This window comes from Actimicrobium sp. GrIS 1.19, from assembly GCF_035984655.1.
GTDB lineage: Bacteria > Pseudomonadota > Gammaproteobacteria > Burkholderiales > Burkholderiaceae_D > Actimicrobium.
Window position 1 is genome coordinate 57636 of record NZ_JAXCHT010000009.1, and the last position, 24159, is coordinate 81794.

21 protein-coding genes are annotated in these 24159 nt (G+C 60.0%); 11 read left to right on the forward strand and 10 right to left on the reverse strand.

Translation table 11 applies throughout. The features are described from left to right. The first annotated feature begins 5 nt into the window (after positions 1 to 5). Positions 6 to 836, forward strand: a complete 831-nt coding sequence (locus RCH09_RS08725; RefSeq protein WP_326940683.1) for a glycosyltransferase family 2 protein — start codon at positions 6 to 8, stop codon at positions 834 to 836. A 107-nt stretch (positions 837 to 943) separates the two neighbouring features. Further along, positions 944 to 2695 (forward strand): ArnT family glycosyltransferase, encoded by a 1752-nt coding sequence (locus tag RCH09_RS08730; protein ID WP_326940684.1) that lies wholly within the window; start codon positions 944 to 946, stop codon positions 2693 to 2695. A gap of 9 nt (positions 2696 to 2704) precedes the next feature. Here the strand turns inward: RCH09_RS08730 and RCH09_RS08735 are convergent, their stop codons facing one another. The 5 genes from RCH09_RS08735 to RCH09_RS08755 all read right to left on the reverse strand — a co-directional run bounded on the left by RCH09_RS08735 (position 2705) and on the right by RCH09_RS08755 (position 9368). Beyond that, entirely contained in the window at positions 2705 to 3790 is a 1086-nt protein-coding gene (locus RCH09_RS08735; protein ID WP_326940685.1) for an acyltransferase family protein, read from the reverse strand. A gap of 414 nt (positions 3791 to 4204) precedes the next feature. Then, positions 4205 to 6457, reverse strand: coding sequence for an arginine/lysine/ornithine decarboxylase (locus tag RCH09_RS08740; protein ID WP_326940686.1), 2253 nt, complete (start codon positions 6455 to 6457; stop codon positions 4205 to 4207). A gap of 25 nt (positions 6458 to 6482) precedes the next feature. Beyond that, positions 6483 to 7874: an RNA-guided endonuclease IscB gene (gene iscB, locus RCH09_RS08745; protein WP_326940687.1), complete on the reverse strand. Its 1392-nt coding sequence runs from the start codon at positions 7872 to 7874 to the stop codon at positions 6483 to 6485. Positions 7875 to 8307: 433 nt separating this feature from the next. Further along, positions 8308 to 8877, reverse strand: coding sequence for a DUF4337 domain-containing protein (locus RCH09_RS08750; protein ID WP_326940688.1), 570 nt, complete (start codon positions 8875 to 8877; stop codon positions 8308 to 8310). Positions 8878 to 8879: 2 nt separating this feature from the next. After that, positions 8880 to 9368 carry a dihydrofolate reductase gene (locus tag RCH09_RS08755; RefSeq protein ID WP_326940689.1) on the reverse strand — a complete coding sequence of 163 codons (489 nt, stop codon included), beginning with the start codon at positions 9366 to 9368 and terminating at the stop codon, positions 8880 to 8882. A gap of 253 nt (positions 9369 to 9621) precedes the next feature. Between RCH09_RS08755 and RCH09_RS08760 the strand changes: the two genes are divergently transcribed. Further along, positions 9622 to 10845, forward strand: a complete 1224-nt coding sequence (locus RCH09_RS08760) for a carboxypeptidase regulatory-like domain-containing protein (RefSeq protein WP_326940690.1) — start codon at positions 9622 to 9624, stop codon at positions 10843 to 10845. A 45-nt stretch (positions 10846 to 10890) separates the two neighbouring features. After that, positions 10891 to 11844, forward strand: coding sequence for a hypothetical protein (locus RCH09_RS08765; RefSeq protein ID WP_326940691.1), 954 nt, complete (start codon positions 10891 to 10893; stop codon positions 11842 to 11844). Between the two features lie 64 nt (positions 11845 to 11908). On the opposite strand, the gene RCH09_RS08770 is transcribed toward RCH09_RS08765, so the two are convergent. From RCH09_RS08770 to RCH09_RS08790, 5 genes are read right to left on the reverse strand one after another with little or no spacing between them, the layout of a single operon-like run. Then, entirely contained in the window at positions 11909 to 12703 is a 795-nt protein-coding gene (locus tag RCH09_RS08770; protein ID WP_326940692.1) for a thymidylate synthase, read from the reverse strand. A gap of 40 nt (positions 12704 to 12743) precedes the next feature. Further along, positions 12744 to 14531, reverse strand: coding sequence for an ABC transporter transmembrane domain-containing protein (locus RCH09_RS08775; RefSeq protein WP_326940693.1), 1788 nt, complete (start codon positions 14529 to 14531; stop codon positions 12744 to 12746). Beyond that, entirely contained in the window at positions 14528 to 15592 is a 1065-nt protein-coding gene (locus tag RCH09_RS08780) for a lipocalin-like domain-containing protein (RefSeq protein ID WP_326940694.1), read from the reverse strand. The genes RCH09_RS08775 and RCH09_RS08780 overlap by 4 nt, the downstream gene beginning before the upstream one ends. Then, a complete protein-coding gene (locus RCH09_RS08785) occupies positions 15592 to 18105 on the reverse strand; it encodes an FtsX-like permease family protein (RefSeq protein WP_326940695.1) in 2514 nt (837 codons plus the stop codon). Before RCH09_RS08785 ends, RCH09_RS08780 begins: the two co-directional genes overlap by 1 nt. Then, positions 18102 to 18782: an ABC transporter ATP-binding protein gene (locus tag RCH09_RS08790; protein ID WP_326940696.1), complete on the reverse strand. Its 681-nt coding sequence runs from the start codon at positions 18780 to 18782 to the stop codon at positions 18102 to 18104. Before RCH09_RS08790 ends, RCH09_RS08785 begins: the two co-directional genes overlap by 4 nt. 158 nt (positions 18783 to 18940) lie before the next feature. Here RCH09_RS08790 and RCH09_RS08795 point away from each other — a divergent pair, with 158 nt between their 5' ends. The 7 genes from RCH09_RS08795 to RCH09_RS08825 all read left to right on the forward strand — a co-directional run bounded on the left by RCH09_RS08795 (position 18941) and on the right by RCH09_RS08825 (position 24087). After that, positions 18941 to 20023, forward strand: a complete 1083-nt coding sequence (locus RCH09_RS08795; protein ID WP_326940697.1) for a transglutaminase domain-containing protein — start codon at positions 18941 to 18943, stop codon at positions 20021 to 20023. Positions 20024 to 20031: 8 nt separating this feature from the next. After that, positions 20032 to 20538 (forward strand): TlpA disulfide reductase family protein, encoded by a 507-nt coding sequence (locus RCH09_RS08800; RefSeq protein ID WP_326940698.1) that lies wholly within the window; start codon positions 20032 to 20034, stop codon positions 20536 to 20538. An 11-nt stretch (positions 20539 to 20549) separates the two neighbouring features. Then, positions 20550 to 21512, forward strand: coding sequence for an L-histidine N(alpha)-methyltransferase (gene egtD, locus RCH09_RS08805; RefSeq protein WP_326940699.1), 963 nt, complete (start codon positions 20550 to 20552; stop codon positions 21510 to 21512). 2 nt (positions 21513 to 21514) lie between these two features. After that, positions 21515 to 22708, forward strand: coding sequence for an ergothioneine biosynthesis protein EgtB (gene egtB, locus RCH09_RS08810; protein ID WP_442785018.1), 1194 nt, complete (start codon positions 21515 to 21517; stop codon positions 22706 to 22708). Then, a complete protein-coding gene (locus RCH09_RS08815; RefSeq protein ID WP_326940700.1) occupies positions 22708 to 23346 on the forward strand; it encodes a glutathione S-transferase family protein in 639 nt (212 codons plus the stop codon). The genes egtB and RCH09_RS08815 overlap by 1 nt, the downstream gene beginning before the upstream one ends. Before the next feature lie 92 nt (positions 23347 to 23438). Beyond that, complete coding sequence (locus RCH09_RS08820) at positions 23439 to 23831, forward strand: VOC family protein (RefSeq protein WP_326940701.1); 393 nt, start codon at positions 23439 to 23441, stop codon at positions 23829 to 23831. Beyond that, positions 23821 to 24087 carry a TIGR03643 family protein gene (locus RCH09_RS08825; RefSeq protein ID WP_326940702.1) on the forward strand — a complete coding sequence of 89 codons (267 nt, stop codon included), beginning with the start codon at positions 23821 to 23823 and terminating at the stop codon, positions 24085 to 24087. Before RCH09_RS08820 ends, RCH09_RS08825 begins: the two co-directional genes overlap by 11 nt. Positions 24088 to 24159 lie beyond the last annotated feature (72 nt).

Consider the following 24159-nt stretch of genomic DNA (forward strand, 5'->3'; position numbering starts at 1 on the left):
CAGCCATGACGAACTCGACAATTGCTCCCGATGTTGCATCGGACTTGCGTTCCGGTTGGCAGATCCCGTCGTATCAAACCGCTTTGTGGCGTGGCCGCCAGCATCCGTGGTGCATCGTGATTCCGGTCATCAATGAAGGCGCAAGAATCGGCAGCCTGCTGTCAAAAATGGCGGCTTTGAAGATCGACGAGGTTGCCGATATTATCCTCGTCGACGGCGGTAGCACCGACGGCTCGCTGGCGCTGGCTTCATTGCAGGAAAAGGGTGTGCGCGGCCTGCTGATCAAGACGGGGCCGGGGAAATTGAGTGCCCAGCTGCGTTGCGCGTATTCGTTTTCGCTCGATCAGGGTTACGACGGAATTATCACGATCGACGGCAACGACAAGGATGAGCCGGCAACGATACCGCGCTTCATCGAGGCACTCGAACAAGGCGTCGATTTCGTGCAGGCATCGCGTTTCATCGCGGGGGGCATCGCAGAAAATACGCCTAAAACACGCGATTTCGCGATCCGCTTCATTCATGCGCCGACACTGAGGTTGTTCTCCGGCTTTCGGTGGACCGATACGACCCAGGGCTTTCGCGCCTACAGTAAAAAAATGCTGCTGGATCCCCGCGTTGCGCCATTTCGCGACATCTTTGCGAGCTATGAATTGCTCGCCTATCTCTCCTACCGTGTCCCCAGGCTTGGTTACCGCTGTGTTGAGATTCCAGGCATTCGGCGCTATCCAAAAGGCGAGGTCCCAACCAAGATCAGCAGCTTCAAGGGAAATCTATCGGTGCTGACGATATTATTTCAAGCCTGTTTCGGTCTCTATAATCCTAAAAATAAATGACAAATTCATTTCTCCAGAGACGGCCATATCTTTATGCGTTATGGCTGATTTTTTTCGTATCGGTGATTTTCAAATGCTGTTTGCTTTGGCACCTGGCGGGACCGGCAGTGCTGGACGACGAAATCATCTACAAGCTGTTCGCCCAACGCATCATGGAGTTCAAGCCATACGTCGTCAGTAAATATTTTGACTACAAATTTGGGGCCGATCCGCATTTTCCGCCGGGATACCCCTTTTTTCTGGCCATAACGGGATGGCTTGGCGGTGTCGATCAATTCCAGGCGATGAAAATTGCAAATATTGTTGCTTCGACTCTGGTGCTGTTCCCGGTTTATGGAATTACAAAGGAACTCACTTCAAAATCCGCGGCACTTGGCGCGGCCTTGGTCGCCAGCGTGGTGCCATATCAGTTTTTATTTCCTGTGGTATTGATGGCAGAAAACATCTCGGTCACGCTCACCGTCACCGCGTTCTATCTCGCAATCAGATCCGGAAAAAGCGGAAATAGTCATGCCATTATTTTTGGCTTGTGTCTCGCTGCAAATTACCTGACAAAATATTCCTTTCTTCCGGTCGCGCCTTTTCCCGTTTTGCTGTTTGCGATTCGGCAATGGTTAAATTCGAATCCGGATTTATCGCTGCAAATGCGTGTCACCCCGGTTATACGATCGCTATTTGTAGCGTTCCTGGCATTTTTGGCACTTGTTGGTGTCTGGATTGCGTATGCGAAGTTTTCCGATCTTTCCATAAAAAATGCACTTGGATTTTCTCCAGAACTGGTTTCACTGGATAATTCAATAACCAAGTCACATTTTATTTTGCTTGTTTATATTGTCCTGCAGTTTTCCGCGGCAATTTGCGCGATCTTGCCCGTCTTCCTTCCCGTCTTGCTTGGTTTTGTTTCTGGGCCCGAAAAGAGAGCAACCGCAGGGAAAAGTATTGTTCTTTATAAATGGATCATGGCGTTATTCGTGCCCGGCATGGGAGCGTTCTTTGGTTATTACATGTGGAATTTTAACTATTACTTCGCAGCGATGAACCACGTCGCAAGTGTAGACATTACGAATTTGCAGCAGGCCGCCGGTGAGCGATACACGATGTTTAATTTTTGCCTGCTGTTGCCATTGGCATTTCTAGGGATCGACCGGTTGTTGACCGGACGGCGATCAACCCGCTCTGTTTTAATATTCCTGCTATTGGGCTTTTTATCGGTGCTGCTAAGCTATGTGGTGCTGCAGATTCTGTTCAAGCAAAATCCGTGGCCGGTCGCCGGATACATCACGTTGAGCTGGGCTATGGCTCCGGATATCGTATATGGCGTCGTGGGCCATAACCCGGTGTATCTGTCCGCTGCAGTTTTTGGTGGAATGGCACTGGTCGGACTGGTGCCGTGGATATTTCATGAAAAGACAATTTCAAAATACAAAATAAATGCAGTCGCAATTACTATTATTGCTGTTGCAATTTCATGTCTGGCGGCATCTGACGGAATCAAGACAAAAGAATTCGCGCTGGATAGTTCTGTCATGAAAAATAATTCCGAAAATGGCCGAAGCATCGCTGCGCTGGTCAAGCGCTCGAATCCTGCTGGCGAGAGAATTATTTTTGCCTTTTCAAAGAGTGCATCGGAGGAAATTACAAGGCAGTCAGGTCTTCCATATACCGACGCCTATTGGTCATCCATTATCAGTTTCTGGACAAATAAATCCGTGACGATGGTCTCGGCCGAATCCATTGCAGCGATGTCGAGCGGGAATCGGTTCTTGATTTCTCTTGAGGGCGATACTGCCGGCCCACCCTCTGCAGCTATTGAGAGTTTTGACGCCTATGGCCGGAAATTCACCTTCACACGTTTTTGAGGGAAGAAATCAGACGTAGCGTGTCGCACTGAACGCAGCGCCCCCGCGTGTAAAACCCACGAACTTCTCCTTGCCTGTCAGATAAATGAGGTAATAGGCCGCCATCGGGAGGACGACGCCGGCCGCGAGGCCAAGTGCAAGTTGCAGGTAAATATAAGTGATGCCGGCCTTCGACAAAATAATGCGCGTGCCGCTACTGGCCAGGATATGCATGAGAAATATCGGCATCGACGCCAGTCCAAGACGTTCAACCATACGCATGCTGCCCGCGCGCGCCAACACAGCCGAAAGTTGAAGGACGAAAAGTATGCCGAGGAAGGCCGCGGGCAGGGCGAGTGGGTCGGAGTAGCCGGCAACCTGCGCGGCGCCAAGCATGGTGAGCCCGGCGCCGGCGACAGCGAGGCCAATCCCGAGCGGATGCGCGGTACGCTCCACGACCGATTTCAGATGCTCGGCAGCCAGCAGTCCGGCGGCATAGAAGATGAAGAATTTGAGCGCCGTGGACAGGCTGCCCAACTCGAAGTAGCAACCCACCGCGTAGGCCACCAGGGCAAATGCGCTCACCCGCAGCCGGTTGGCGCTCGTCAGAAAAACGAAGACATGGCACAGCATCAGTGCGTATAAAAACCAGAACTGACCGAATTGCCCGAACAGTATCGAGGTAGCCAGTTCCGACATGTCGAATGGGCTATTGGTACTTCCCGCCATGGCGACCTGTGTGATTCCCTGCAAAGAAGACCACAGGAAATAGGGGTACACAATGGTCATCAGTTTGCTGCGCAGGAACCCATCTTTGGCCAGCCCTTTCCCCGCGTTCATTCCCGCCAGCACGAAGAACAAGGGCATATGGAATGTGTACAGCGGGTAATCGGTGGCCATTAGCCAGTGACCATCGGGCACGATGCCACTGGTATGCAATCCCCTTAGAACATGCCCGTATACAACGAGCACGATGCCGATACCGCGTGCGTAATCCCATAGTCGTTCTCTCAATGTGACCTCCTCTGATGCCCGGCGATGCGCAGGGTTGATGTAGATGATGGTTAAATTGCAACATTCGACACGTGGTTCGATTTCGGTGAGAAATCCGTGCATTTTTCCAGGGCAGGTTCGCCTTGATCGATCGCCTGATCACGATGGCAGCCATGGTGCTGGGGCTGTGGCGTGTCAGGCTGCGGGACGCGTCATCCGATGAATGACGGCGACCGACGCAGCGGCGTGTCGCGCTGCAGGGAAATGGCATGCGGCAGCCGCGCGGGCTGCTGGCCGGTGGGTGAGCGTGGTGCTGTTGAAATGCTGTCGTGTCAATGCAGCGGCGCGCCGCATGAACAGGGGGATGTTTGACATACAGGAGTACGTGCAACGATTCTGCGTTGCGTGCGTTGCGTGCGTTGCGTTAGCGCTGCGACGGCCGCATGGGACGCATTCGGGGCGGGTCCGGGTGATGTCGTTCAACCGTCGCAGTGGCCCTTGCGACGGTGTTACTGAACATGCATCACTACCCGGTCGTTACTGCCTTACACAATCCACGAAATACCCACGCTTGCCATCGACTTCGCGTGTAACGAGGCCATGCACATCGGTCTCGAAGCCGGGAAACTTCTCATTGAAGTCGCGCGCAAACTTGAGGTAGTCGACGATGGTGCGATTGAAACGTTCGCCCGGAATCAGCAACGGAATGCCCGGTGGATAAGGCGTGAGCAGAATCGATGTGACGCGCCCTTCCAGTTCGTCGATTGGTACGCGGTCGATTTCGCGGTGCGCCATCATCGCGAATGCGTCCGATGGCTTCAGCGCCGGTTGCATGTCGGACAGGTACATTTCGGTGGTCAGGCGCGCGATGTCGTGGGCCTTGTAGAAGTCGTGAATCTGCTGGCACAAGTCGCGCAGGCCGATGCGCTCGTAGCGCGGATTAGCGGTGGCAAACTCGGGCAGGATGCGCCACATCGGCTGGTTCTTGTCGTAGTCGTCCTTGAATTGCTGCAAGGCGGTCAGCAGCGTGTTCCAGCGGCCTTTGGTGATGCCGATGGTGAACATGATGAAGAACGAATACAGACCGCATTTTTCGATGATCACGCCATGCTCGGCCAGGTACTTGGTGACAATCGAGGCGGGGATGCCGGACTCGCCGAACTTGCCGTCGATCGACAGGCCGGGGGTGACGATGGTGGCCTTGATCGGATCCAGCATGTTGAAGCCCGGGGCCAGGTCGCCAAAGCCGTGCCAGTCGTCTTCGGCGCGAATCATCCAGTCTTCGCGGCTGCCGATGCCGTCTTCCGAAAAGCTGTCCGGTCCCCAGACCTGGAACCACCAGTCATGGCCCCATTCGAGGTCGATCTTTTTCATGGCGCGACGGAAGTCGAGCGCTTCCAGAATGCTTTCTTCGACCAGCGCGGTTCCGCCCGGTGCTTCCATCATGGCGGCCGCGACATCGCACGAGGCGATGATCGAATATTGCGGCGAGGTCGAGGTGTGCATCAGGTAGGCTTCATTGAACGCGTCGCGGTCGAGCTGTACCGATTCGGATTCGCATACCAGAATCTGCGACGCCTGCGACAACCCTGCCAGCAATTTGTGGGTCGACTGGGTGGAGAAGATCATCGACTGGCGCGCGCGTGGACGATCCTTGCCGATGGCGTGCATGTCCTTGTAGAAATCATGGAAAGTGGCATGCGGCAGCCACGCTTCATCAAAATGCAGGGTGTCGATTTCGCCGTCGAGCAGATGCTTGAGTGTTTCGACGTTGTAGATCACGCCATCGTAAGTCGACTGGGTGATGGTCAGGATGCGCGGCTTCTTGTTCTTGGCAGCGCGCGCAAACGGATTGGCTTCGATCTTCTTGCGAATGTTTTCCATGCTGAACTCGGACAGCGGAATCGGTCCGATGATGCCCAGATGATTGCGGGTCGGCATCAGGAACACGGGAATCGCGCCGGTCATGATGATCGAATGCAGAATCGATTTGTGGCAGTTTCGATCGACCACCACGATGTCGCCGGGCGCCACCGTCGAATGCCACACCATCTTGTTGCTGGTGCTGGTGCCGTTGGTGACGAAGTAGCAGTGGTCGGCATTGAAGATGCGCGCGGCATTGCGTTCGCTGGCGGCCACCGGGCCGGTGTGGTCGAGCAGCTGGCCGAGTTCTTCGACCGCATTGCAGACGTCGGCGCGCAACATGTTCTCGCCGAAAAACTGGTGGAACATCTGGCCGATCGGCGACTTCAGGAACGCCACGCCACCGGAATGGCCCGGGCAGTGCCACGAATACGAACCGTCATTGGCGTAATGCACCAGCGCGCGGAAGAACGGCGGCGACAGGCCATCCAGATACGACTTGGCTTCGCGGATGATATGGCGTGCGACGAACTCCGGCGTGTCCTCGAACATGTGAATGAAGCCATGCAGTTCACGCAGGATGTCGTTCGGGATGTGGCGCGAGGTGCGTGTTTCGCCGTACAGATAAATCGGGATGTCGGCGTTCTTGTGGCGGATTTCTTCGACGAAGGCGCGCAATGATTTGAGCGCGTGGTCGGTTTCCTCGAACGAGCCGGCGCCAAATTCCTCGTCGTCGATCGACAGGATGAAGGCCGAGGCGCGCGACTGTTGCTGCGCGAACTGCGACAGGTCGCCGTAGCTGGTCACGCCCAGCACTTCCATGCCTTCCTTTTCCATTGCATCGGCGAGCGCGCGAATGCCCAGGCCAGACGTATTTTCAGAGCGGAAGTCTTCGTCGATGATGACGATCGGGAAGCGGAATTTCATCCGATTGCGCGTGAAACCTCGGGGTTTAGCCCAGGGAGGCAGAGCGCGAAACGCAGCGCGTTTCTTGCTTTGGTGGCGTGCCTGTCACGTCCATTTTTGCCACCCGTGAATAACCATATCCGTCCGCACGCTGAATGATCTTGCAGTGCTTGTGCGATATGCCTTGTACGACGCATTGCTGTGTTTGGATGTTGAAGTTGCCAGTATTCCTGACTGCAACGCGCCCGGGGTACGTGCCGAGTTTGATTCCCTTGGTGACAATGGCAGTCGCCATGTCGCCGGTGCGAAATCCGTGCACCGACTTCTGACGCATCAGGTAACCGCGTGGGAAACCGTAGCCGTCCAGGCGGGTGCGTTGATAACTGCCACGCCCGGTGCATTTAATGGATATCGTCGGCCTGTCCCAGCCAACTACGGTGTCGACAGCACCAACGCACGCCGCGTCAAGCGCGTGCGTTTTTGGCATGGCCAGACGGCTGCGGTTATATTTCGTGAGGCCGCCGGATCCGGTTAACACCGGCAATCCGGTCGACTTCAGGGCATGGCACAGCGCCCAGCGCGTAGTGTTCACCGCCGCCGCGTCTAGCAAAGGCCGTTTTGATTGAGCTGTGATGCGCGCCAAGCGAGAAGGATCGCGCGTCAAGAATTCGTTGATGTCGCGTGCAGCCTTCTTGTTGTTGCAAGGCACGCAAGCTAGCGTCAAATTGGAAACGCGATCCGAACCTCCACGGGCTTTCGCGTGGACGTGGTCGATGTTTAGCGCAACATCCTTTGCATCGCAGTAGGCGCACTTGCGCGCCCACTTCTCCAAAAGATATTCGCGTACCTCGTAACCAAATAACGTTCCGTGTTGATACTCTACGCCCGAGATTTCCGGATACTCCATACGTTGCATGTCGAAACGCACCAACTCTTGGCTGATTGCCGTGACCGGTGCCCAGCGCCGGAATCGGGTCACCCACGTCATGGTTGTGTCGATGCGATGCTGAAGGCTCGGGGCAAGCCATCCACAGGTCTTGTTTCCCCGGTTTAGAAAACGCGGCTCCCGATAGCGCAAGTTACCGCGGCGGCGCCGGCGCATGTTTCGACGGGCCGTCAGGGCCTCGCTGATTTGTCGGCCACGATGCAGCAATTCGAACAGATTTAAGACGTGTGCCGTGACGACGACTTCGCCGGTCGCTGCGTCGAGTGCGACGCGCTCCCGAACGAGGGCGATACCCGTTGCCTTGCTGCCGGGGTCTAGCTTGAGTCGGATCGGCTGCAAGGTGCACCCGGCAACCCCTAAATCTACTATCCGAATGCAGAACGGAATCAGCCGGTGCACGCGCGCGCGGCCAGCTGCGAGCAGCTTGCGCGCCCGCTTCTCGCTACACGGCATCAATGGCCTTTGATTTCGGTCTACAACAAACACGGACATTACCTTCTCCAACATGCGCTTACGCGCCTTGTGACAGACACCTTGCGGTGTCGCTCCCTTCGACCATGTTGCAACGCAGCTTCGGCTCAGGAGCGGTAACCCGTAGTCTCCTTTGAACCTGATGGCAGACCGTTTCGTGCTTACCCAATCGCTTGTCTGCTTCTGCCACTTGCAGAGCCTGAGACTAAGGAAGCATCCCAAGGTGCGTCTTGTACTTCGTTGCAACGGTGCGTGGTACTTTCGCGTGGTCTGGTCAACCCAAGCTGTCGTGGCTTTCGCCTTTCAAGCTCCGTCCTTCAGGGCGGGGTAGTTGACGGACATCTCCAGGTGCCGGTTAGTATGAACGGCGTGTACAGTGCGTTTCAAACAGAAATACACTAGCCGAGAAAGCCGATTCTCTCAGAAAACTTGATGTGGGGGCGAAGTGTCGGATTTAAAAGTGCCACCAGGCCATTGCGCCCAGCACCAGACCGACGGTCGCAATCCCGTACGCCAGATATTGCATCCAGGTGCGGCGCGTGAGCAGCGTGATCGCCGCCAGCGAAATGGCAATCTGTTCAGCGGTAGTGGCCAGCGCCCAGCGGTGATGAAGGTGAATCTGCTCGTCGGACTGCTTGTCCCAGTCCAGCGAAGCCGCTTCCAGCTTTTCGGCGTCTTTCTTGATGTCTTCCTTTTCGGTCTTGTAGCGCGCCACCTCGGTGCGGTACTTCTCGACATCGACGCCCGGCAGCGACATCGCCAGTTCGGCCAGATTCTGCTTGTTGGACTTGGATTGGTAGTAGTTCCACTGATTGGACGCTTCAGTCTTCTTGATGGCGGCGTTGTTCTTGTAGAGTGCGGCGTTGTTTTGCGTGTCACCACCCTGATAGCCGAACAGCGCGCCGACGGTGGCCAAAATCGCCGTCATCACCGCGATACGGCCGGAAAAGGCGTCGGCGCCGCCATGCGCGGCATGTTCGACCGCGTGGTCATGCGGTCCGTGGACGTGAAATCCTTCTGACATGGCTATCCCTGTTTGCGTTGGTAAGTGACAAAGGAAAAATCAAGCTGCTGCGTGGTCGCGTGATGCTGCTCGCGCGCCGTTTCGGCCCACTGCTCGGCTTCGATGGCAGGAAAGAAGGCATCGCAATCGAAGCGTGCGGCGATCTCGGTGACGATCAGGCGCTGCGCCAGCGGCAGTGCAAGCCGGTAGAGTTCCGCGCCGCCGATAACAAAGACCGCGTCACCGTCGCACAGGTTCAATCCCGCCTGCAAGGACAGCGCCGTCTCGACGCCATCATGCCGCCAGTCCGGATTGCGGCTGACGACGATGTTGCGCCGGTTCGGCAGGGCCCGACCAATCGACTCGAAGGTCTTGCGGCCCATCAGGATCGGATGGCCGGTGGTGGTGCGCTTGAAATGCGCCAGGTCTTCCGGCAGCTTCCACGGCAACGTGTTGTTGATGCCGATGCCGCCCGCCGCGTCAGTGGCGACGATAAGAGTCAGGATGGTCATGGTGGATTCCGCGGGCCGCGCCGGGCAGTGTTGTGTACGGCGGATTATACCGATGGGAACCGGGCTCGCGGAAAGCGGTTGCGGGTCCGGTCGTATTGATGCGACATGGGCGTCGCCGCCGGCTTTTGTTTCCGTGCCGGCGATTCATTGGTGCTTGGGAGCGATTGATGGTAATTACGACACCAATCGACGATCACGCATTGCTACTCTTCGTTACTTTAAAAGTGTACCGTTCAAACGGAGAGGAGTCATTGTGAAATTCAAGTTATTGGCAATCTGTGCATTCAGCGTGCTGACGCTGGGCGCGTGTGGCGGTGGTGGCAGCGATGGCGGCAGCGGTTCTGCTTCCAGCACCGACACCACGTCCACCGACGCGGCGACCGGCACGCGGGTGGCTGGCGTAGTGGTTGCGAGCGACACCGGCCAGCCGCTCGGCGGCGTGCAGGTGCAACTGGCCGGCAAGACTGTCACCACGGCTGCCGACGGCAGCTTCAGCCACGATGGACTAGCGGCCGCCGATCGCGTGGTGGTGCGGTTTGCGCGTGATGGCTATGCCGATGCATTCGCCACCACTGGCGTGATTGCCGGCGCCAGCAGCAACGTGACGGCCCGCATGACGCCGGTCGCAGCCACCGCCACGTTCGACAACGCCGCTGGCGCGACCGTCAGCGACACTGCCAGCGCCGCGCGCGTCACGCTGGCGCCTTCCAGCCTGGTCAACGCCACCACCGGCGCAGCACCGCAAGGCGCCGTCACCGCAACCATCGCGCCGATCAACCCTGCCACCAATCCGGCCAACATGCCCGGTACTTACACCAGCAGCAGCGGCGACCCGATCGAAAGCTTTGGCGCGCTATCGGTGCAACTGCGCGACAACGCCGGTAACCGGCTTAATTTGGCCGCCGGCAGCAAAGCTACGATCCGCATTCCGCTGGGCAGTCGGTCGACTGTGCCGCCGCAGACCACTCCGCTGTACTACTTCAATGAAAGCACCGGGTTGTGGGTCGAGGAGGGCAGTGCGACGCTGGCGGGGGTTGCACCGGATCAGTATTACGAGGGGAGTGTGGGGCATTTTTCGACGTGGAATGCGGACCAGAAGTTGGACTCGGTATTTGTGAATGGGTGTTTGGTTGACGCTGGCGGCAAGGCGGTTGGTGGTGTTGCGGTCGTTTCCGAGGGCGTGGATTATTCGGGCTTTGCCCAAGTGGTCTCCGATGCACAGGGTAAGTTTCGGTTGGCCGTGCGGAAGAACGCGCGGGCCAAGATTGAAGTCATTGATCCTGGTAGTTCCAACGCTGTGCTGGCAGGTCCGGCGTCAAGCGATATCACCTTGCCGACCTGTTTAGTGTTTGATCCCGCTCCCTCTCTTGTAAAACCGGTATTTCTCCTGCAGCCGCGTTCGATGAGCGCGCCCGCCGATACCCCCGTACTCTTTTCCACCTGGGTTGCGGGCAAAGGCCCATTCACCTATCAGTGATTGCGTAACGGGCAGCCGATAGCTGGAGCTACGCAAGCCACCTATTTGCTCCGGGCCGCAACGGCTGGCGGCGATCAAGCGCAGTTCTCGGTAAAAGTGAGCAATGCGGCAGGAAGTGTCACCAGCGATATTGCGACGCTGACTGTGACCGCCGCACTCGACGTAAAAGGACTGGAAGATTTGATCTCGGGGATATTCATGTTCGATAATCTGTTCGACATGGGATATGCGCCAATCAAGTATTTCGTCGCGGGTACAAGACCGAATTTCGTCTGGAGCAATCCCGCCAGTGCGTGTCTCGCCGGTAGCGCTATCGGCACCCTGAATGGCCAGGCGATTCCGGTTGGCTCCACCCCGCTGCTCGGTAATGCCAACTTGACCGGTACGTTTATCAACTGCCGCACCAGTTCCGGTGATTCGCTGACCGGGAGTGCCAATCTGAACTACAGTGCCAGCATTCAGACAGAACAGGACATTTTCAGCGGAATCAGCCAGATAAACAATTTCCGTACTTCAATCGGGTTGGACGGACCATCGCCAAGCGATCTGACAGGTAACGGTGCCGTGGCACTCCTATCAACGACCAAGTATTCCGCGAGCAAATCAATCGGCAGCTACGTCATCACACCAAGCGCTGGCTCGACGCTACGCAACAACCTGACCGGTAAAACTGCGCAGTTCGTGTCCGGCAGCTCGGCCTACAACGATGTGTCAACGCTCGATGGCAGGGTTACTGAGCAGACCGTCGAGCAACGCGACATGACTTTCTTGTCCGATGGCGCAACCTACACGTCGTCTGGTAGCTATACCACCCTCCTGTCACAGACAGATGCGACAAGCTGGTCCGGCCAGATTAGCCTGTCACGCAATGGCTTCCAGATCGGACGGATTTTCGGAACATCATCTGGGTTGTACTACGAGGTGAACGGCGTGGTGCATCAATGGAGTGCCGTTCAGCCGCAGGCTAGCTCTCGTGGGCAGCCGCGTTCGGTGAGGTAATGTAGTTATAGAGATTGCCACGCAGCGAGGCCGCGAACAGCGGCCTCGTTTTTTTTGGGTGGCCTTACACCGCCACTGGCGCCTTGATATGCGCATCCGGCGCATACCCAACAATCTCGAAATCATCAAACCGGTAATCGAAAATCGACTCCGGCGTGCGCTTGATCTCCAGCTGTGGCAGGGCATGCGGCGTGCGTGCCAATTGCTGCTGCACCTGCTCCATGTGATTCGCATACAAATGGCAATCGCCACCGGTCCAGACAAAGTCGCCCACTTCGAGGCCGGCCTGCTGCGCCATCATGTGCGTGAGCAGCGCATACGACGCGATGTTGAAGGGCACACCCAGGAAGATGTCGGCGCTGCGCTGGTACAACTGGCACGACAGCTTGCCATCGGCGACATAGAACTGGAACAGCGCATGGCATGGCGGCAGTTTCATGTTCGGGATGTCCGCCACATTCCAGGCTGACACGATCATGCGGCGCGAATCCGGGTTGTGCTTGATCTGCTCCAGCACTTGTGCGATCTGGTCGATGTGCTCGCCGTTCGGGGTTGGCCACGAACGCCATTGATAACCATAGATCGGGCCGAGATTGCCCTCGGCATCGGCCCAATCGTCCCAAATCGAGACACCGTTTTCCTTCAGATACCGGATGTTGGTCGCGCCCTCCAAAAACCAGATCAATTCATGAATGATCGACTTCAAATGGAGTTTTTTGGTCGTCACCAGCGGAAAACCGTCCTGCAGATTGAAGCGCATCTGGTAACCGAACACCGAACGCGTACCGGTCCCGGTGCGGTCGGTCTTGATGCTGCCGTGGTCGGCAACGTGACGCATGAATTCGAGGTATTGGCGCATGGCGGGGATCAGTAAAAAGGATGCGTGATTGTAACCCTGCTTATCCGTGCACCCCAAACTGCAGCGCCGCCAGACTCGCATACAAGCCGTTCTTCGCCACCAGTTCGGCATGGGTGCCGATCTCGACGATCTGGCCATGCTCCATCACCACGATGCGGTCGACCCGCTTGACGGTGGCCAGGCGATGCGCGATGACCAGCGTAGTGCGACCCACCATCGCCGCTTCCAGTGCACTTTGCACCAACCGTTCGGATTCGGCGTCGAGCGCGCTGGTCGCTTCATCGAGCAACAGCAGCGGCGGGTTTTTCAGCAGCGCACGGGCAATCGCGATGCGCTGCCGCTGGCCACCGGACAGGCGCACGCCGCGTTCGCCGAGGAACGATTGGTAGCCTTCCGGCAGGCGCTCGATGAACTCGTGCGCGGCAGCCAGCCTGGCGGCCTCGATCACTTCCGCGTCAGTAGCGCCGGCGCGGCCATAGCGGATGTTTTCCATCGCGTTGGCGGAGAAGATCACGGTGTCCTGCGGCACTATGCCAATGGCATTGCGCAAGACGTGCAAATCGAGTTCGGTGATGTCAACGCCGTCGAGCAGGATCTGCCCCTGTTGCGGATCGTAGAGGCGCAACAGCATCTGGAACAACGTGGTTTTGCCAGCGCCCGACGGTCCCACCACGGCGACCGTTTCACCGGCGCGAATATTCAGGGACAGCTGCGACAGCGCGGGCGAGAGTGGCCGTGACGGGTAATGGAATACCAGATTTTTCAGCTCCAGCGTCGCGCCGTTTTGTGCTTGCTGCGGTAACGCTTTTGGCACCGCCGGGGACTGGATCGGCGACTCTTCGGCCAATAATTCCAGCAGCCGCTCGGTGGCACCGGCGGCGCGCTGCGCCTCGCCCAGCACTTCCGATAACGCGCCGATCGAGCCGGCCACAATCGCCGCATACAAAATGAACTGGCCAAGCTCGCCGCCCGTCATGGTTCCCTTGATCACCGCATGCGCACCGAGCCACAGCACGAACACGATCGCGCCGAACACCAGCACGATGGCGATCATGGTCAGTAACGAGCGCGCGCGGATGCGCCGCATGGCGGTGCCGAAGGCGCTTTCGATCATGCTGGTGAAGCGGTTCGATTCGATTTTTTCGTGGGTAAACGCCTGCACTGTGGGCATGGCATTGAGAATCTCGCTGGCCATCGCGGAGGCGTCGGCAATCCGGTCCTGCGAATCACGCGACAGTTTGCGCACGCGACGGCCAAAGAAGACGATCGGCAGCACCACCACCAGCAGCGCCAACAGAATGATCGCCGATAACTTCACGCTGGTGATGAACAGCATCACCATGCCGCCGCCAAACAGCAGCACATTGCGCAACGCCATCGAGATGCTGGTGCCAACCACCGATTGGATCAGCGTCGTGTCGGTGGTCAGGCGCGACAGCACTTCACCGCTCTGGGTGGTTTCAAAGAACTGCGGGCTTTGCGTGACGACATGCGCGTACACCGCGCTGCGGATGTCGGCAGTCACGCGCTCGCCCAGCCACGAGACCATGTAGAAGCGTGCCGCAGTGGCGATCGCCAGCACGGTGGCGACACCGAACAGGGCCAGGAAATACAGGTCGATATGCGCGGCGCTCTTGATGCCGTTGCCGCCGAAGCCGAGGTCGATCATCTGCTTGAACGCATACGGCACGGCCAGCGTCGCGCAGGCGGCGACGATCAGGGCAATGCCGGCGAGCAGAAACTGGCGGCCATACGGCTTGAGGAACGGCAGCAGCTCGGCGAGAGTGGAAAGGCTGGCTTTTTGGGCGGATTCGGTCGGTGTGGTCATAGTTTGATGGGTTTGAGATAGCCGGTCATTTCAAGGTAGCCGCGGCCCATTGGCTTTCCTTCACGCAGGATAGTCACGCCGCCCTCCCAGTACACGGAACCGGTGGACTGGCGGGAATCTAGTTCCTGATCATCCTGCAGGGGAATCAGTTGCCAGCTGGTGGTGCCAGTGGTAATCGTGGTCGCCACCGGGTACGACGCGTTGGTGCGCGGCGAACGCCAGTGACGTTGTGGCGCGAAGTGTACCTGCTCCGGCGCGAACTGCGTGAGCTGTCCGCTGCGAGAACGCAACGCGGCATGGGCCCACAGCCGGGTGCCGTCGATGCTGCGGATCTGAAATGCCATCAGGGCGCTGCCGTCGTCGAGGTTGGCGCCGAGCCAGTCCCAGCCACTGGCGCTGGCGTCAAGGACGCTGGTCGACCATTCGTGATCGAGCCATGCAGTGCCGGTCACCGTCACCGGCTTGCCGGCGCGTGTGACGGTGCCACGCACCTGCAATTGCGGCTGGCTGTAGTAGTGGCTCGCTTGCGACGGGTTCGGTCCCTTGCGCGAGTAGCCATCGACACCCTGCAGCATGGTCGGCTGGGTCGGCGTCAGTTGCAATTGCAGTGCGAATTCGCGACTCGCGAGGCGCGCCTGATAACTGCCGTCGGGCTGGCGCAGCAGGACCCAGTCATTGAGCTTGACGTCGGTATTGCCAGGCCTGGCATAGGCCAGACCGAAGCCGGCGCGCGCGCTGCGCTGGTCATGCAGCAGGCGGCCGACGGCAGGGTCCGACAGCGCCGCATGCGCGATGATCAGCTGGCCGGGTGCGAAGGCGCTCGGATTGGCGCGGTCATGCCCGGTGGCGGAACGAAAGAACGTGATCTGAAACCCGAGCGGTCGATGGTCCGGCGTGTCGAGCCAGCCGGTGGCGTACCACCACTCGGTGCGATACGACGGATGGGCGCCGAAATCCTGCGGAAATTCCAGCGTGGTGCCGGGATTGACCGACTCGAAAGTGGGCGCAGCCGCATTCAGCGCGCTGCACCACGCCAGCAGCAATCCGGCCAGCAGCTTCATCACCAGTCCTCCCGCACGGCACGCACGGCGTCGCCGGCGACTGCCCGCGAACCCGAGGCCACGGCGGTGGCGGCGGACGACACCAGCATCAGGACGGCAACCGAGCCGAGCAAACCCCATGGCATGTGCAATTGCATACTCCAGTGAAAAGACTGTGGATTGACCACGAAAATCAGCACCATGCTGATGATCCAGCCGAGGGCGAAACCGACCAGAATGCCCAGCCCGGTCAACAGCGCGCCCTCGGCGCCGAGCACCTGCAGCACCTGGCGACGCGTGATCCCGACATGCCGCAGCATGCCGAATTCCTTGGCGCGCGCCAGCGTTTGCGCGGAAAAGGTCGCGGCCACGCCGAACAGCCCGATCACGATGGCGACGATTTCGAGCAGATAGGTGACGGCAAAGCTGCGGTCGAATATCTTCAGGCTGAGCGCACGGATCTCGCCGGGATCGGCGAATTCGACCGCCGCGCCGAACGGCAAGGCCCGCACTGCCTTGATGACCGCAGCGGTGCTGGTGCCAGGCGCGAAAAACAGCGCCGTATCGTTGATGTCGAGATCGCCGGTCAGCTGCTGGTAGTCGGCCAGCCGGATTTGCACCGCGCCCGATTGACGCGCGTAATCGCGCCAGACCCCGGCCACGGTAAAGGTCGGCGTGGCCGCGGCCAGCGGCAACGCAATTTGCTGGCCGACGCGGTAGCCGTACAGATCGACCATCGCTTCCGAGATCCAGACCGGTCGTGCCAGCGTGCTGGCATCGATGACATCCTCGGTCAGCGGCAACGTGCGTCCCGGCGCGGCGGCATCGATGGGCCGCGCCAGCAGCATCACTGGCGGTCGGGCTGGCGTGAGCAGCAACGTTTGCGCGCGCAGGAATTCGGCGCGGCGTACACCGGGCAGCGCGCGCAACTGGCGCTGCTCGGCCGGTTTGATCGCGCCGGTATCGCCACTGGCTGCGGACCGCACATACAGGTCGGCTGACAACAATTGCGCCAGCCAGTCATCGACCGAGACCCGGAAGCTAGACACCATGATCGCCATCGCCACCATCAGACTGAAACTCGACAGCACGCCGCCGAGTGCAATCGCGGCCTGGTTGGGCGCATTCGCCAGCCGCGCCAGCGCCAGCATGCTGACGAGGCGGTGTCGGCCACGGCGCAGCAACGCGGAAAACACCAGCGCGGAAAAACGCGGCATCAACGCGATGCCGCCAACCAGCATCAGCGCCACCGCCAGATAACCGAACACCGGCAGCTCGAACAACGGCGGCAGCTGCGTCAGGCCAGCGGCCAGCAACAGGCAGAGTAACGCCGGCCACGGTGTCGCCAGTCGTGCCATGGCGACGTCCTCGCTGCCCGCTTTCAGCGCCGGCGCCGGCTGCGCGTGCGCGGCTTCCAGCGCCGGTGTCAGGCTGCCCAGCAGCGCGATGCCGGTGCCGAGCGAAAAGAACACCAGCGCTGCCAGCGGATTGAATTGCACGCTCGGCTGGATGCCCGGAAAGTAGCCGCCGCCCAGGTCGCCGCCAAACAGGCGCAGCGCGACAGCCGCCATCGCATAGCCGACCGCCAGCCCGAGCAGCGAGCCGGTCGCGCCGAGTGCGCCGCCTTCCAGCAGAATCTGCTGCAACAGGCCGGCCCGCGTCACGCCGATCACACGCAGCAAGGCAAATTGCGAACGACGGCGCAACACCGACAGCGCCTGCGTGGAAAACACCAGAAAGGCGCCGGTGAACAAGGCCACCAGCGCCAGTACATTCAAATTGACCCGGTAGGCGCGCGACATGTTGGCGCTGCGGGCTTCCTGATCGGCGCTTTCAGTGATCAGCAGGCGCGTGCCGAATTCGGCCTGCAGCCGGGTGCGAAAGGCGGCGCGCGTGATGCCGTCGGCCAGCTTCAGGTCGATCCGCGAGAGTTTGCCGAGCCGGTCGAAGCGCCACTGGGCGGTGGCGATATCCATCTCCGCGATGCGCTGGCCCGGCCGCGCCCGCACGATGCCGCCGGCCACGCGCAGCCTGACTGGCGCAGTGCCGTTCTGCAGCTTGAGCAGGTCGCCCGGCTTGACCTGCAACCATTGCTGCGCTGCCGGCGACAGGAAAATGGCATCGTCGGCCAGCGTGTCGAACGGCTTGTCGCTGGCAGGCACGCCGAGCAGGTCCGGCGCCAGCGCGGTCGCGTGAAACACGTCGATGCCGAGGATCTTCAATGCGCCGCGCTGGCCCGGCACGGTCGCGTCGATTTCCAGCACCGGATTGGCCAGCGTGACGCCGTCGTGTTGCGCCAGGCGCGGATAGTCCGCTTCGTCGAACAAGGCCTGCGCGCCGCGCACTTGCAGGTCGGATTGGCCGGTCAGGCTCTTGGCGGCGGCGGTAAATTCATTGAATGCAGCGCCATTGATCAGGTCGATCGCGAAACCGAGCGACACGCCCAGCGCGATCGCCGCAATCGCCGCCAGCGCGCGCAGCGGATGCATGCGCCATTCGCCCAGCAGCAACCAGCGCATCAGCGAGCGCTTCATGCGGCTTGCTGCAAGGGCTGCAAGCCGGCCCGCGTGAGGATCAGGATCCGGTCGGCGGTGGCGGCAGCGGCCAGCGAATGCGTGACCATGATGGCCGACGCGCCATTGGCCTTGATCTCGGCGCGCAGCAGGCGCAGTACATCCTGGGCGGTATCGGGGTCGAGATTGCCGGTCGGCTCATCGGCCAGCACCAGCTTGGGCCGGTGCACCAGCGCGCGGGCAATCGCCACACGCTGCAATTCCCCGCCCGACAACTGGCGCGGAAAATCATTGCCGCGGCCGTGCAGGCCGACCGCATCGAGCATTTCAATGGCGCGCCCCATGTCCGCGCCATTGAGCAGCAACGGCAGGCCGACATTCTGCGCCAGCGTCAAATGCGGCAACACATGGAACGCCTGGAAAATGAATCCGAGCTTTTCGCGCCGCAAGCGGGTCGCCGCATCGTCGCTCAGCTGCGACATGGTCACTCCGTCGATCTGCACGGTGCCGCTGTCGGGCGTGTCCAGACCGGCGATAAGATTGAGCAATGTCGACTTGCCGACGCCGGATTCGCCCATGATGGCAATGTATTCGCCAGCGCCGAGCACGAAATCCAGATGCGCCAGCACCACGCGCTGGCCACCATAAGTTTTTTGCAGTGCATGACAGGCAAGTGCAGGGGGCGACGCTGTTTCCATTGACGATTCCAGAGGCGGTTTTCACGGTGCGCGATGATGCAGCGCGGGCTTGTCGATTAGGCTAAACTTTGCATTTTAGTGCGTATTGCTGCGGCGGGCAGAACACGCCACGGGTTCGCGCAGAGCAACCTTCCTCTCCTTGTTACCGAAAGATCATCATGGACCGTCGCGTTTTCCTGAAAACATCTGCAATCGCTTCCGCGGCATCGCTGGCTCCGTTCGGTGCATTCGCGTGGGCCGCCGATGACGGCTGGCGCACGTTTGAGATCGTGACCCGCGCCGAACTGCCCGTCGCCGGGCCGGCGGGCGTCTGGTTGCCGGTGCCTACCGTCAATACCGATTACCAGAAGGTACTTGAGACCACGTTCAAATCGGATGGCAAGGCGCAATTGATGCAGGACCCCAAGTACGGCGCCGGCATTCTGGTGGCCGAATTCAGCGGCGCCGAGAAGCCGGTGGTCGAAGTCACGACCCGCTTCATGACGCGCGATCGCGCTGTCGATCTGAGCGCCGCGCCAAGCGGCCCGACCCAGCTCGATGCCGCCGAACGCAAGCGCGCGCTGGGCGCCACCGACCTGTTGCCGACCGATGGCATCGTGCTGCAAACGGCGCAGGAAGTCACCAAGGGCGCCAAGACCGACCTCGACAAGGCGCGTGCAATTTACGAGTGGATCGTCGACAACACCTACCGCGATGCCAAGGTGCGCGGCTGTGGCGTGGGCGATATCAAATCCATGCTTGAGTCCAAAAATCTCGGCGGCAAATGCGGCGACCTCAATGCCCTGTTCGTCGGCATGGCGCGTTCGGTTGGGATTCCGGCACGCGACGTGTATGGCATCCGCGTGGCGGATTCGAAGCTCGGCTACAAGTCGCTCGGCAAGTCCGGCGACATCACCAAGGCGCAACACTGCCGTGCCGAATTCTTCCTGGCCGGCTATGGCTGGGTGCCGGTCGATCCGGCCGATGTGCGCAAGGTCGTGCTGGAAGAGGGCGGTGGCTTGCCGCTGACCGATGACAAGGTGGTGGCGGCCCGCAAGCGGTTGTTCGGTTCGTGGGAAATGAACTGGCTGGCCTACAATTATGCGGCCGACGTGCAACTGCCGGGCGACACCAAGGGCAAGATCGGTTTCTTCATGTACCCGAACGCAACCGTCACCGAGGCCGGCAAGGCAGTGCGTGTCGACAGCCTCGATCCGGATAACTTCAAGTACAAGATCACCGTGCGGGAAATCACCAGTTGATGCGCCCGATGCGCGCGCCGCTGCTGCTGGTTCTATTTCTGATGACCAATGGGGCGGCGCATGCGCAGGCCAGCTGGACCGCGTTTTCCAGCAGCGGCGGGCAGGCGCCCATGCCGTTGCTGCTGGATGACCTTGACGGCAAGGCGGTCGATCTGGCCAGCCTGAAAGGACAGGTGGTGCTGATCAATTTCTGGGCCACCTGGTGCGATGGTTGTCGCGCCGAAATCCCGGCGTTCAATCGCCTGCAGCAAAAATTTGGCGCGCGCAAATTGCAGATCGTCGGCGTCAATGTCGCCGAAGGCAAGCCGCGCATTGCCGATTTCATGCAACGTATTCCAATCCAGTTCAAGGTCCTGCGCGATCCCGACATGGTCGTGCTCAAGGCCTGGCAGGTGAACGTGATGCCGACCACGTTTCTGCTCGACCGCAACGGCATGCTGCGCTATCAACTGGTCGGCGAGGCCGACTGGGACGATCCGAAAATCCAGGCCCCTGCGCTTGAACTCCTGAAGTGAAAGGCATCCAATTGGCCCAATTCATCCAGCGCTCGCACGAAGACAAGTCTGGCATTCGTGATGAACTCATCAGTGGTCTGCTTGCGACGCAGGCGACCACTTCGCCCAAATATCTGTACGACGCGCTCGGCTCGAAACTGTTCGAGGCGATCTGCGAACTGCCCGAATACTATCCAACCCGCACCGAGACCGCGATCTTCGACGCCCATGCCGACGAGATCACCGCGTCGGTCGGCAGCGGCCGCACTATGATCGATCTGGGCGCGGGCAACTGCGCCAAGGCGGCGCGCCTGTTTCCGGTGATTCAGCCGGCGCATTACGTGCCGGTCGATATCTCGGTGGATTTCCTGCGCGACTCGGTGGAGACGTTGCAACAGCGTTTTCCAGCCATGGAAATTACCGCGCTCGGCGTCGATTTCTCGCGACCGTTCGCCTTGCCGGAGAATGTCCAGCCGCAGCAGCGCCTGTTCTTTTATCCCGGTTCCTCGATCGGCAATTTCACGCCGGCCGAAGCGCGTGCGTTCCTGCGCGGATTGGCGGCATCGTGCGGCGCCGATGGCGGCTTGCTGATCAGCGTCGATCTGGTCAAGGCCAGTGACGTGCTTGACGCTGCCTACGATGATGCGCTCGGCGTCACCGCAGCCTTCAACCTGAATCTGCTCAATCACATCAACCGTGAACTGGATGCCGACTTCGATATCCGGCAGTGGCGTCACGTCGGCTTTTTCAACCCGGCGCTGAGTCGCGTCGAAATGCATCTGGAAGCGCGCACGGCGCTGACCGTCAAATGGCGCGGCGGCAAGCGCGACTTTACGGCCGGCGAGCGCATCCATACCGAAAGCAGCTACAAATACACCCAGCCACAATTCGTGGCGCTGCTCGAAGAGTCCGGCTTTACCGGCGTGCGGGTCTGGACCGATCCGCGTGGCTGGTTCATGGTGTGCCATGCGCGCGGCCAGCGCAAAGGAGACTGACGATGAATGCGCCCGTCGAACCCGGCCTGATGCAGGCCACCGAGGTGTTGCAGCGCTTCCGGACCGTTCGTGCACGCAGTCTGGCGCTGGCCGCGCCGCTGTCGCCGGAAGACGCCTGCGTGCAATCGATGCCCGACGCCAGTCCGATCAAATGGCACCTGGCGCATACCAGCTGGTTCTTCGAGACCTTCATCCTGGAAGCGCGGGAAGCCGGTTTCCAGCCGCATCATCCGGCCTTCCGGGTGCTGTTCAATTCGTACTACAACGGCATTGGCGAAAAACACGCGCGTGCCAACCGCGGCTTGATCACGCGCCCGGCGCTTGACGAAATCCTCGCCTACCGCCACGCCATCGATCGCCGCATTGCCGACTTGCTGGCGGCGCCGTCGCCGCACCTGATCGCACTGATCACGCTCGGCCTGCAGCACGAACAGCAGCACCAGGAGCTGATGCTGACAGATCTCAAGCATCTGCTGTCGATGAATCCGCTGCAACCGGCGTATGCCGCCGACGCCATTGCGCCACCGGTCAATCCGGCGCCATCGCGCTGGCAGCAGTTCGATGCCGCGCTCACCGAAATCGGTTACGACGGCGCCGGCTTCTGCTTTGACAACGAGCTGCCGCGCCACCGCCAGTTTGTCGAAGCGTTTGCGCTGGCGTCGACGCTGGTGACCAATGGCGAGTATCTGGAATTCATCACGGCAGGTGGCTACCAGGATGCGGCGTTGTGGCTGTCCGAAGGATGGGACTGGATCAAGCGCGAAGCACTGAGCTGTCCGCTGTACTGGCGCGATAACGCCGGCTGGCAGGAATTCACCTTGCGCGGCGTGCAGGCGCTGGATCTGCAGGCGCCGGTAGCGCACCTGTCCTATTTTGAAGCCGATGCCTATGCGCGCTGGGCCGGTGCGCGACTGCCGACCGAAGCGGAGTGGGAACATGCGGCGCAGTCGGCCGACTTCGCCGACCTGTTCGGCGCCTGCTGGCAATGGACCAGCAGCAGCTACACGCCATATCCCGGCTTTGCCACGGCCGACGGTGCGCTGGGCGAATACAACGGCAAGTTCATGGTCAATCAATACGTATTGCGCGGCGGCTCCTGCGCCACACCGGACGGACATGCCCGCACCAGTTACCGCAATTTTTTCCCTGCAACCGCGCGCTGGCAATTCAGCGGGCTTCGACTGGCCAGATCCTGATGCGACAACTGCACTACTTTCCCGGCAACGCCAACCTCGCGCCGCACATGCTGCTCGAAGAAATCGGCCTGCCCTACGAACTGCTGCTGGTCGACCGCGACAACAATGCGCATCGCAGCGCCGCGTATCGCCAGCTCAATCCGAATGGCCTGATCCCGGTGTTGATCGATGGCGACCTGGTGCTGTATGAAAGCGCCGCGATCTGCCTGCATCTGGCCGACTGCCATCCCGAAGCCGCGCTCGCGCCGGTGGTGGGCACGCAGGCCCGTGCGCATTTTTACAAGTGGCTGATCCACCTGACCAACACCGTTCAGCCGGAAATGATCACGTACTTTTATCCCGAACGGATGGCCGACGATGGTGCCGCGATTGCCCAGGTCAAGGCCCACGCCGAAGCCCGGCTGGCGCAGATGTTTGATCTGATCGAGGACGCGCTTGCCAGCGGCGGGCCGTACCTGCTCGGCGCGCAGTATTCGGCGGTGGACCCGTACCTGTTTATGCTGGCGCGCTGGAGCCGGATGATGGCGCGACCGGCACGCGGACGCCCGCATCTTGGACGCTATCTCGACATGCTGGCGCAGCGGCCGGCGATTGCGCGGGCGTTTGCGGGCGAAGGGATTGCGGCGCCATATTGTTAGGTGCCGCGGCGGGTGGTCGAAACCCGCATGAACTTTCCTTGTATTAAAATCCGACACCAAGCCCGACATCCCGCGGGCACCAGGGAGAAATGATGTTCAATCATGTGATGGTGGGTTCGAATGACATCGAACGGTCGAAACGCTTCTACGATGCCGTGCTCGGAACACTCGGCGCCGGCGAGCCGATGCGTAACAAGGCGAGTTCGGGTCACACCCGACTCTTTTACCGGCACGATGGCAGCACCTTTGGCATCAGCGAACCGATCAATGGCGACGCAGCGACATGCGCGAACGGCGGCACCATTGCCTTCAAGTGCAACTCGGCCGAGCAAGTGCAAGCATTCCACGACACGGCGCTCGCGCATGGCGGGCAATCCTGTGAAGATCCACCGGGCCTGCGTGAGGGCGGCATGGGCGCATTGCACCTTGCCTATGTGCGCGATCCGGATGGCAACAAGCTCTGTGCGATCTACCGTGTCAAGTAACCGCGTTGCCGCACTCTCGGGTGAAGACATTGGCCGCATCATTCAGATGGCCTGGGAAGACCGCACCGCTTTCGACACTATCACCACCCAGTTCGGGGTCTCGGAAGCAGAGGTCATCCAGTTGATGCGCAAGGGCATGCAGCGATCCAGTTTTGAACTCTGGCGTCGCCGTGTCAGCGGTCGCAAGACCAAGCATCTGGCGTTGCGGCAGGACGGCATCGTCCGTTTCAAGTCGAGCGATCAGAAGGGGTACTGACGCCTTCCTGTACGGTCGGCGGGAAATGCTGTCATCGCGCCCGGTCACCTGCAGGTGTCAACAGACGAACAT

Excerpts from the sequence above, each read along its gene's own strand:
- RCH09_RS08815 (WP_326940700.1), top strand. The coding sequence starts at position 22,708 with ATGCGACAACTGCACTACTTTCCCGGCAACGCCAACCTCGCGCCGCAC.
- RCH09_RS08770 (WP_326940692.1), bottom strand. The coding sequence starts at position 12,703 with ATGCGCCAATACCTCGAATTCATGCGTCACGTTGCCGACCACGGCAGC.
- RCH09_RS08755 (WP_326940689.1), bottom strand. The coding sequence starts at position 9,368 with ATGACCATCCTGACTCTTATCGTCGCCACTGACGCGGCGGGCGGCATC.
- RCH09_RS08820 (WP_326940701.1), top strand. The coding sequence starts at position 23,439 with ATGTTCAATCATGTGATGGTGGGTTCGAATGACATCGAACGGTCGAAA.
- RCH09_RS08790 (WP_326940696.1), bottom strand. The coding sequence starts at position 18,782 with ATGGAAACAGCGTCGCCCCCTGCACTTGCCTGTCATGCACTGCAAAAA.
- RCH09_RS08735 (WP_326940685.1), bottom strand. The coding sequence starts at position 3,790 with ATGCACGGATTTCTCACCGAAATCGAACCACGTGTCGAATGTTGCAAT.
- RCH09_RS08795 (WP_326940697.1), top strand. The coding sequence starts at position 18,941 with ATGGACCGTCGCGTTTTCCTGAAAACATCTGCAATCGCTTCCGCGGCA.
- egtB (WP_442785018.1), top strand. The coding sequence starts at position 21,515 with ATGAATGCGCCCGTCGAACCCGGCCTGATGCAGGCCACCGAGGTGTTG.
- iscB (WP_326940687.1), bottom strand. The coding sequence starts at position 7,874 with ATGTCCGTGTTTGTTGTAGACCGAAATCAAAGGCCATTGATGCCGTGT.
- RCH09_RS08775 (WP_326940693.1), bottom strand. The coding sequence starts at position 14,531 with ATGACCACACCGACCGAATCCGCCCAAAAAGCCAGCCTTTCCACTCTC.
- RCH09_RS08800 (WP_326940698.1), top strand. The coding sequence starts at position 20,032 with ATGCGCGCGCCGCTGCTGCTGGTTCTATTTCTGATGACCAATGGGGCG.
- RCH09_RS08780 (WP_326940694.1), bottom strand. The coding sequence starts at position 15,592 with ATGAAGCTGCTGGCCGGATTGCTGCTGGCGTGGTGCAGCGCGCTGAAT.
- RCH09_RS08750 (WP_326940688.1), bottom strand. The coding sequence starts at position 8,877 with ATGTCAGAAGGATTTCACGTCCACGGACCGCATGACCACGCGGTCGAA.
- RCH09_RS08740 (WP_326940686.1), bottom strand. The coding sequence starts at position 6,457 with ATGAAATTCCGCTTCCCGATCGTCATCATCGACGAAGACTTCCGCTCT.
- RCH09_RS08725 (WP_326940683.1), top strand. The coding sequence starts at position 6 with ATGACGAACTCGACAATTGCTCCCGATGTTGCATCGGACTTGCGTTCC.
- RCH09_RS08785 (WP_326940695.1), bottom strand. The coding sequence starts at position 18,105 with ATGAAGCGCTCGCTGATGCGCTGGTTGCTGCTGGGCGAATGGCGCATG.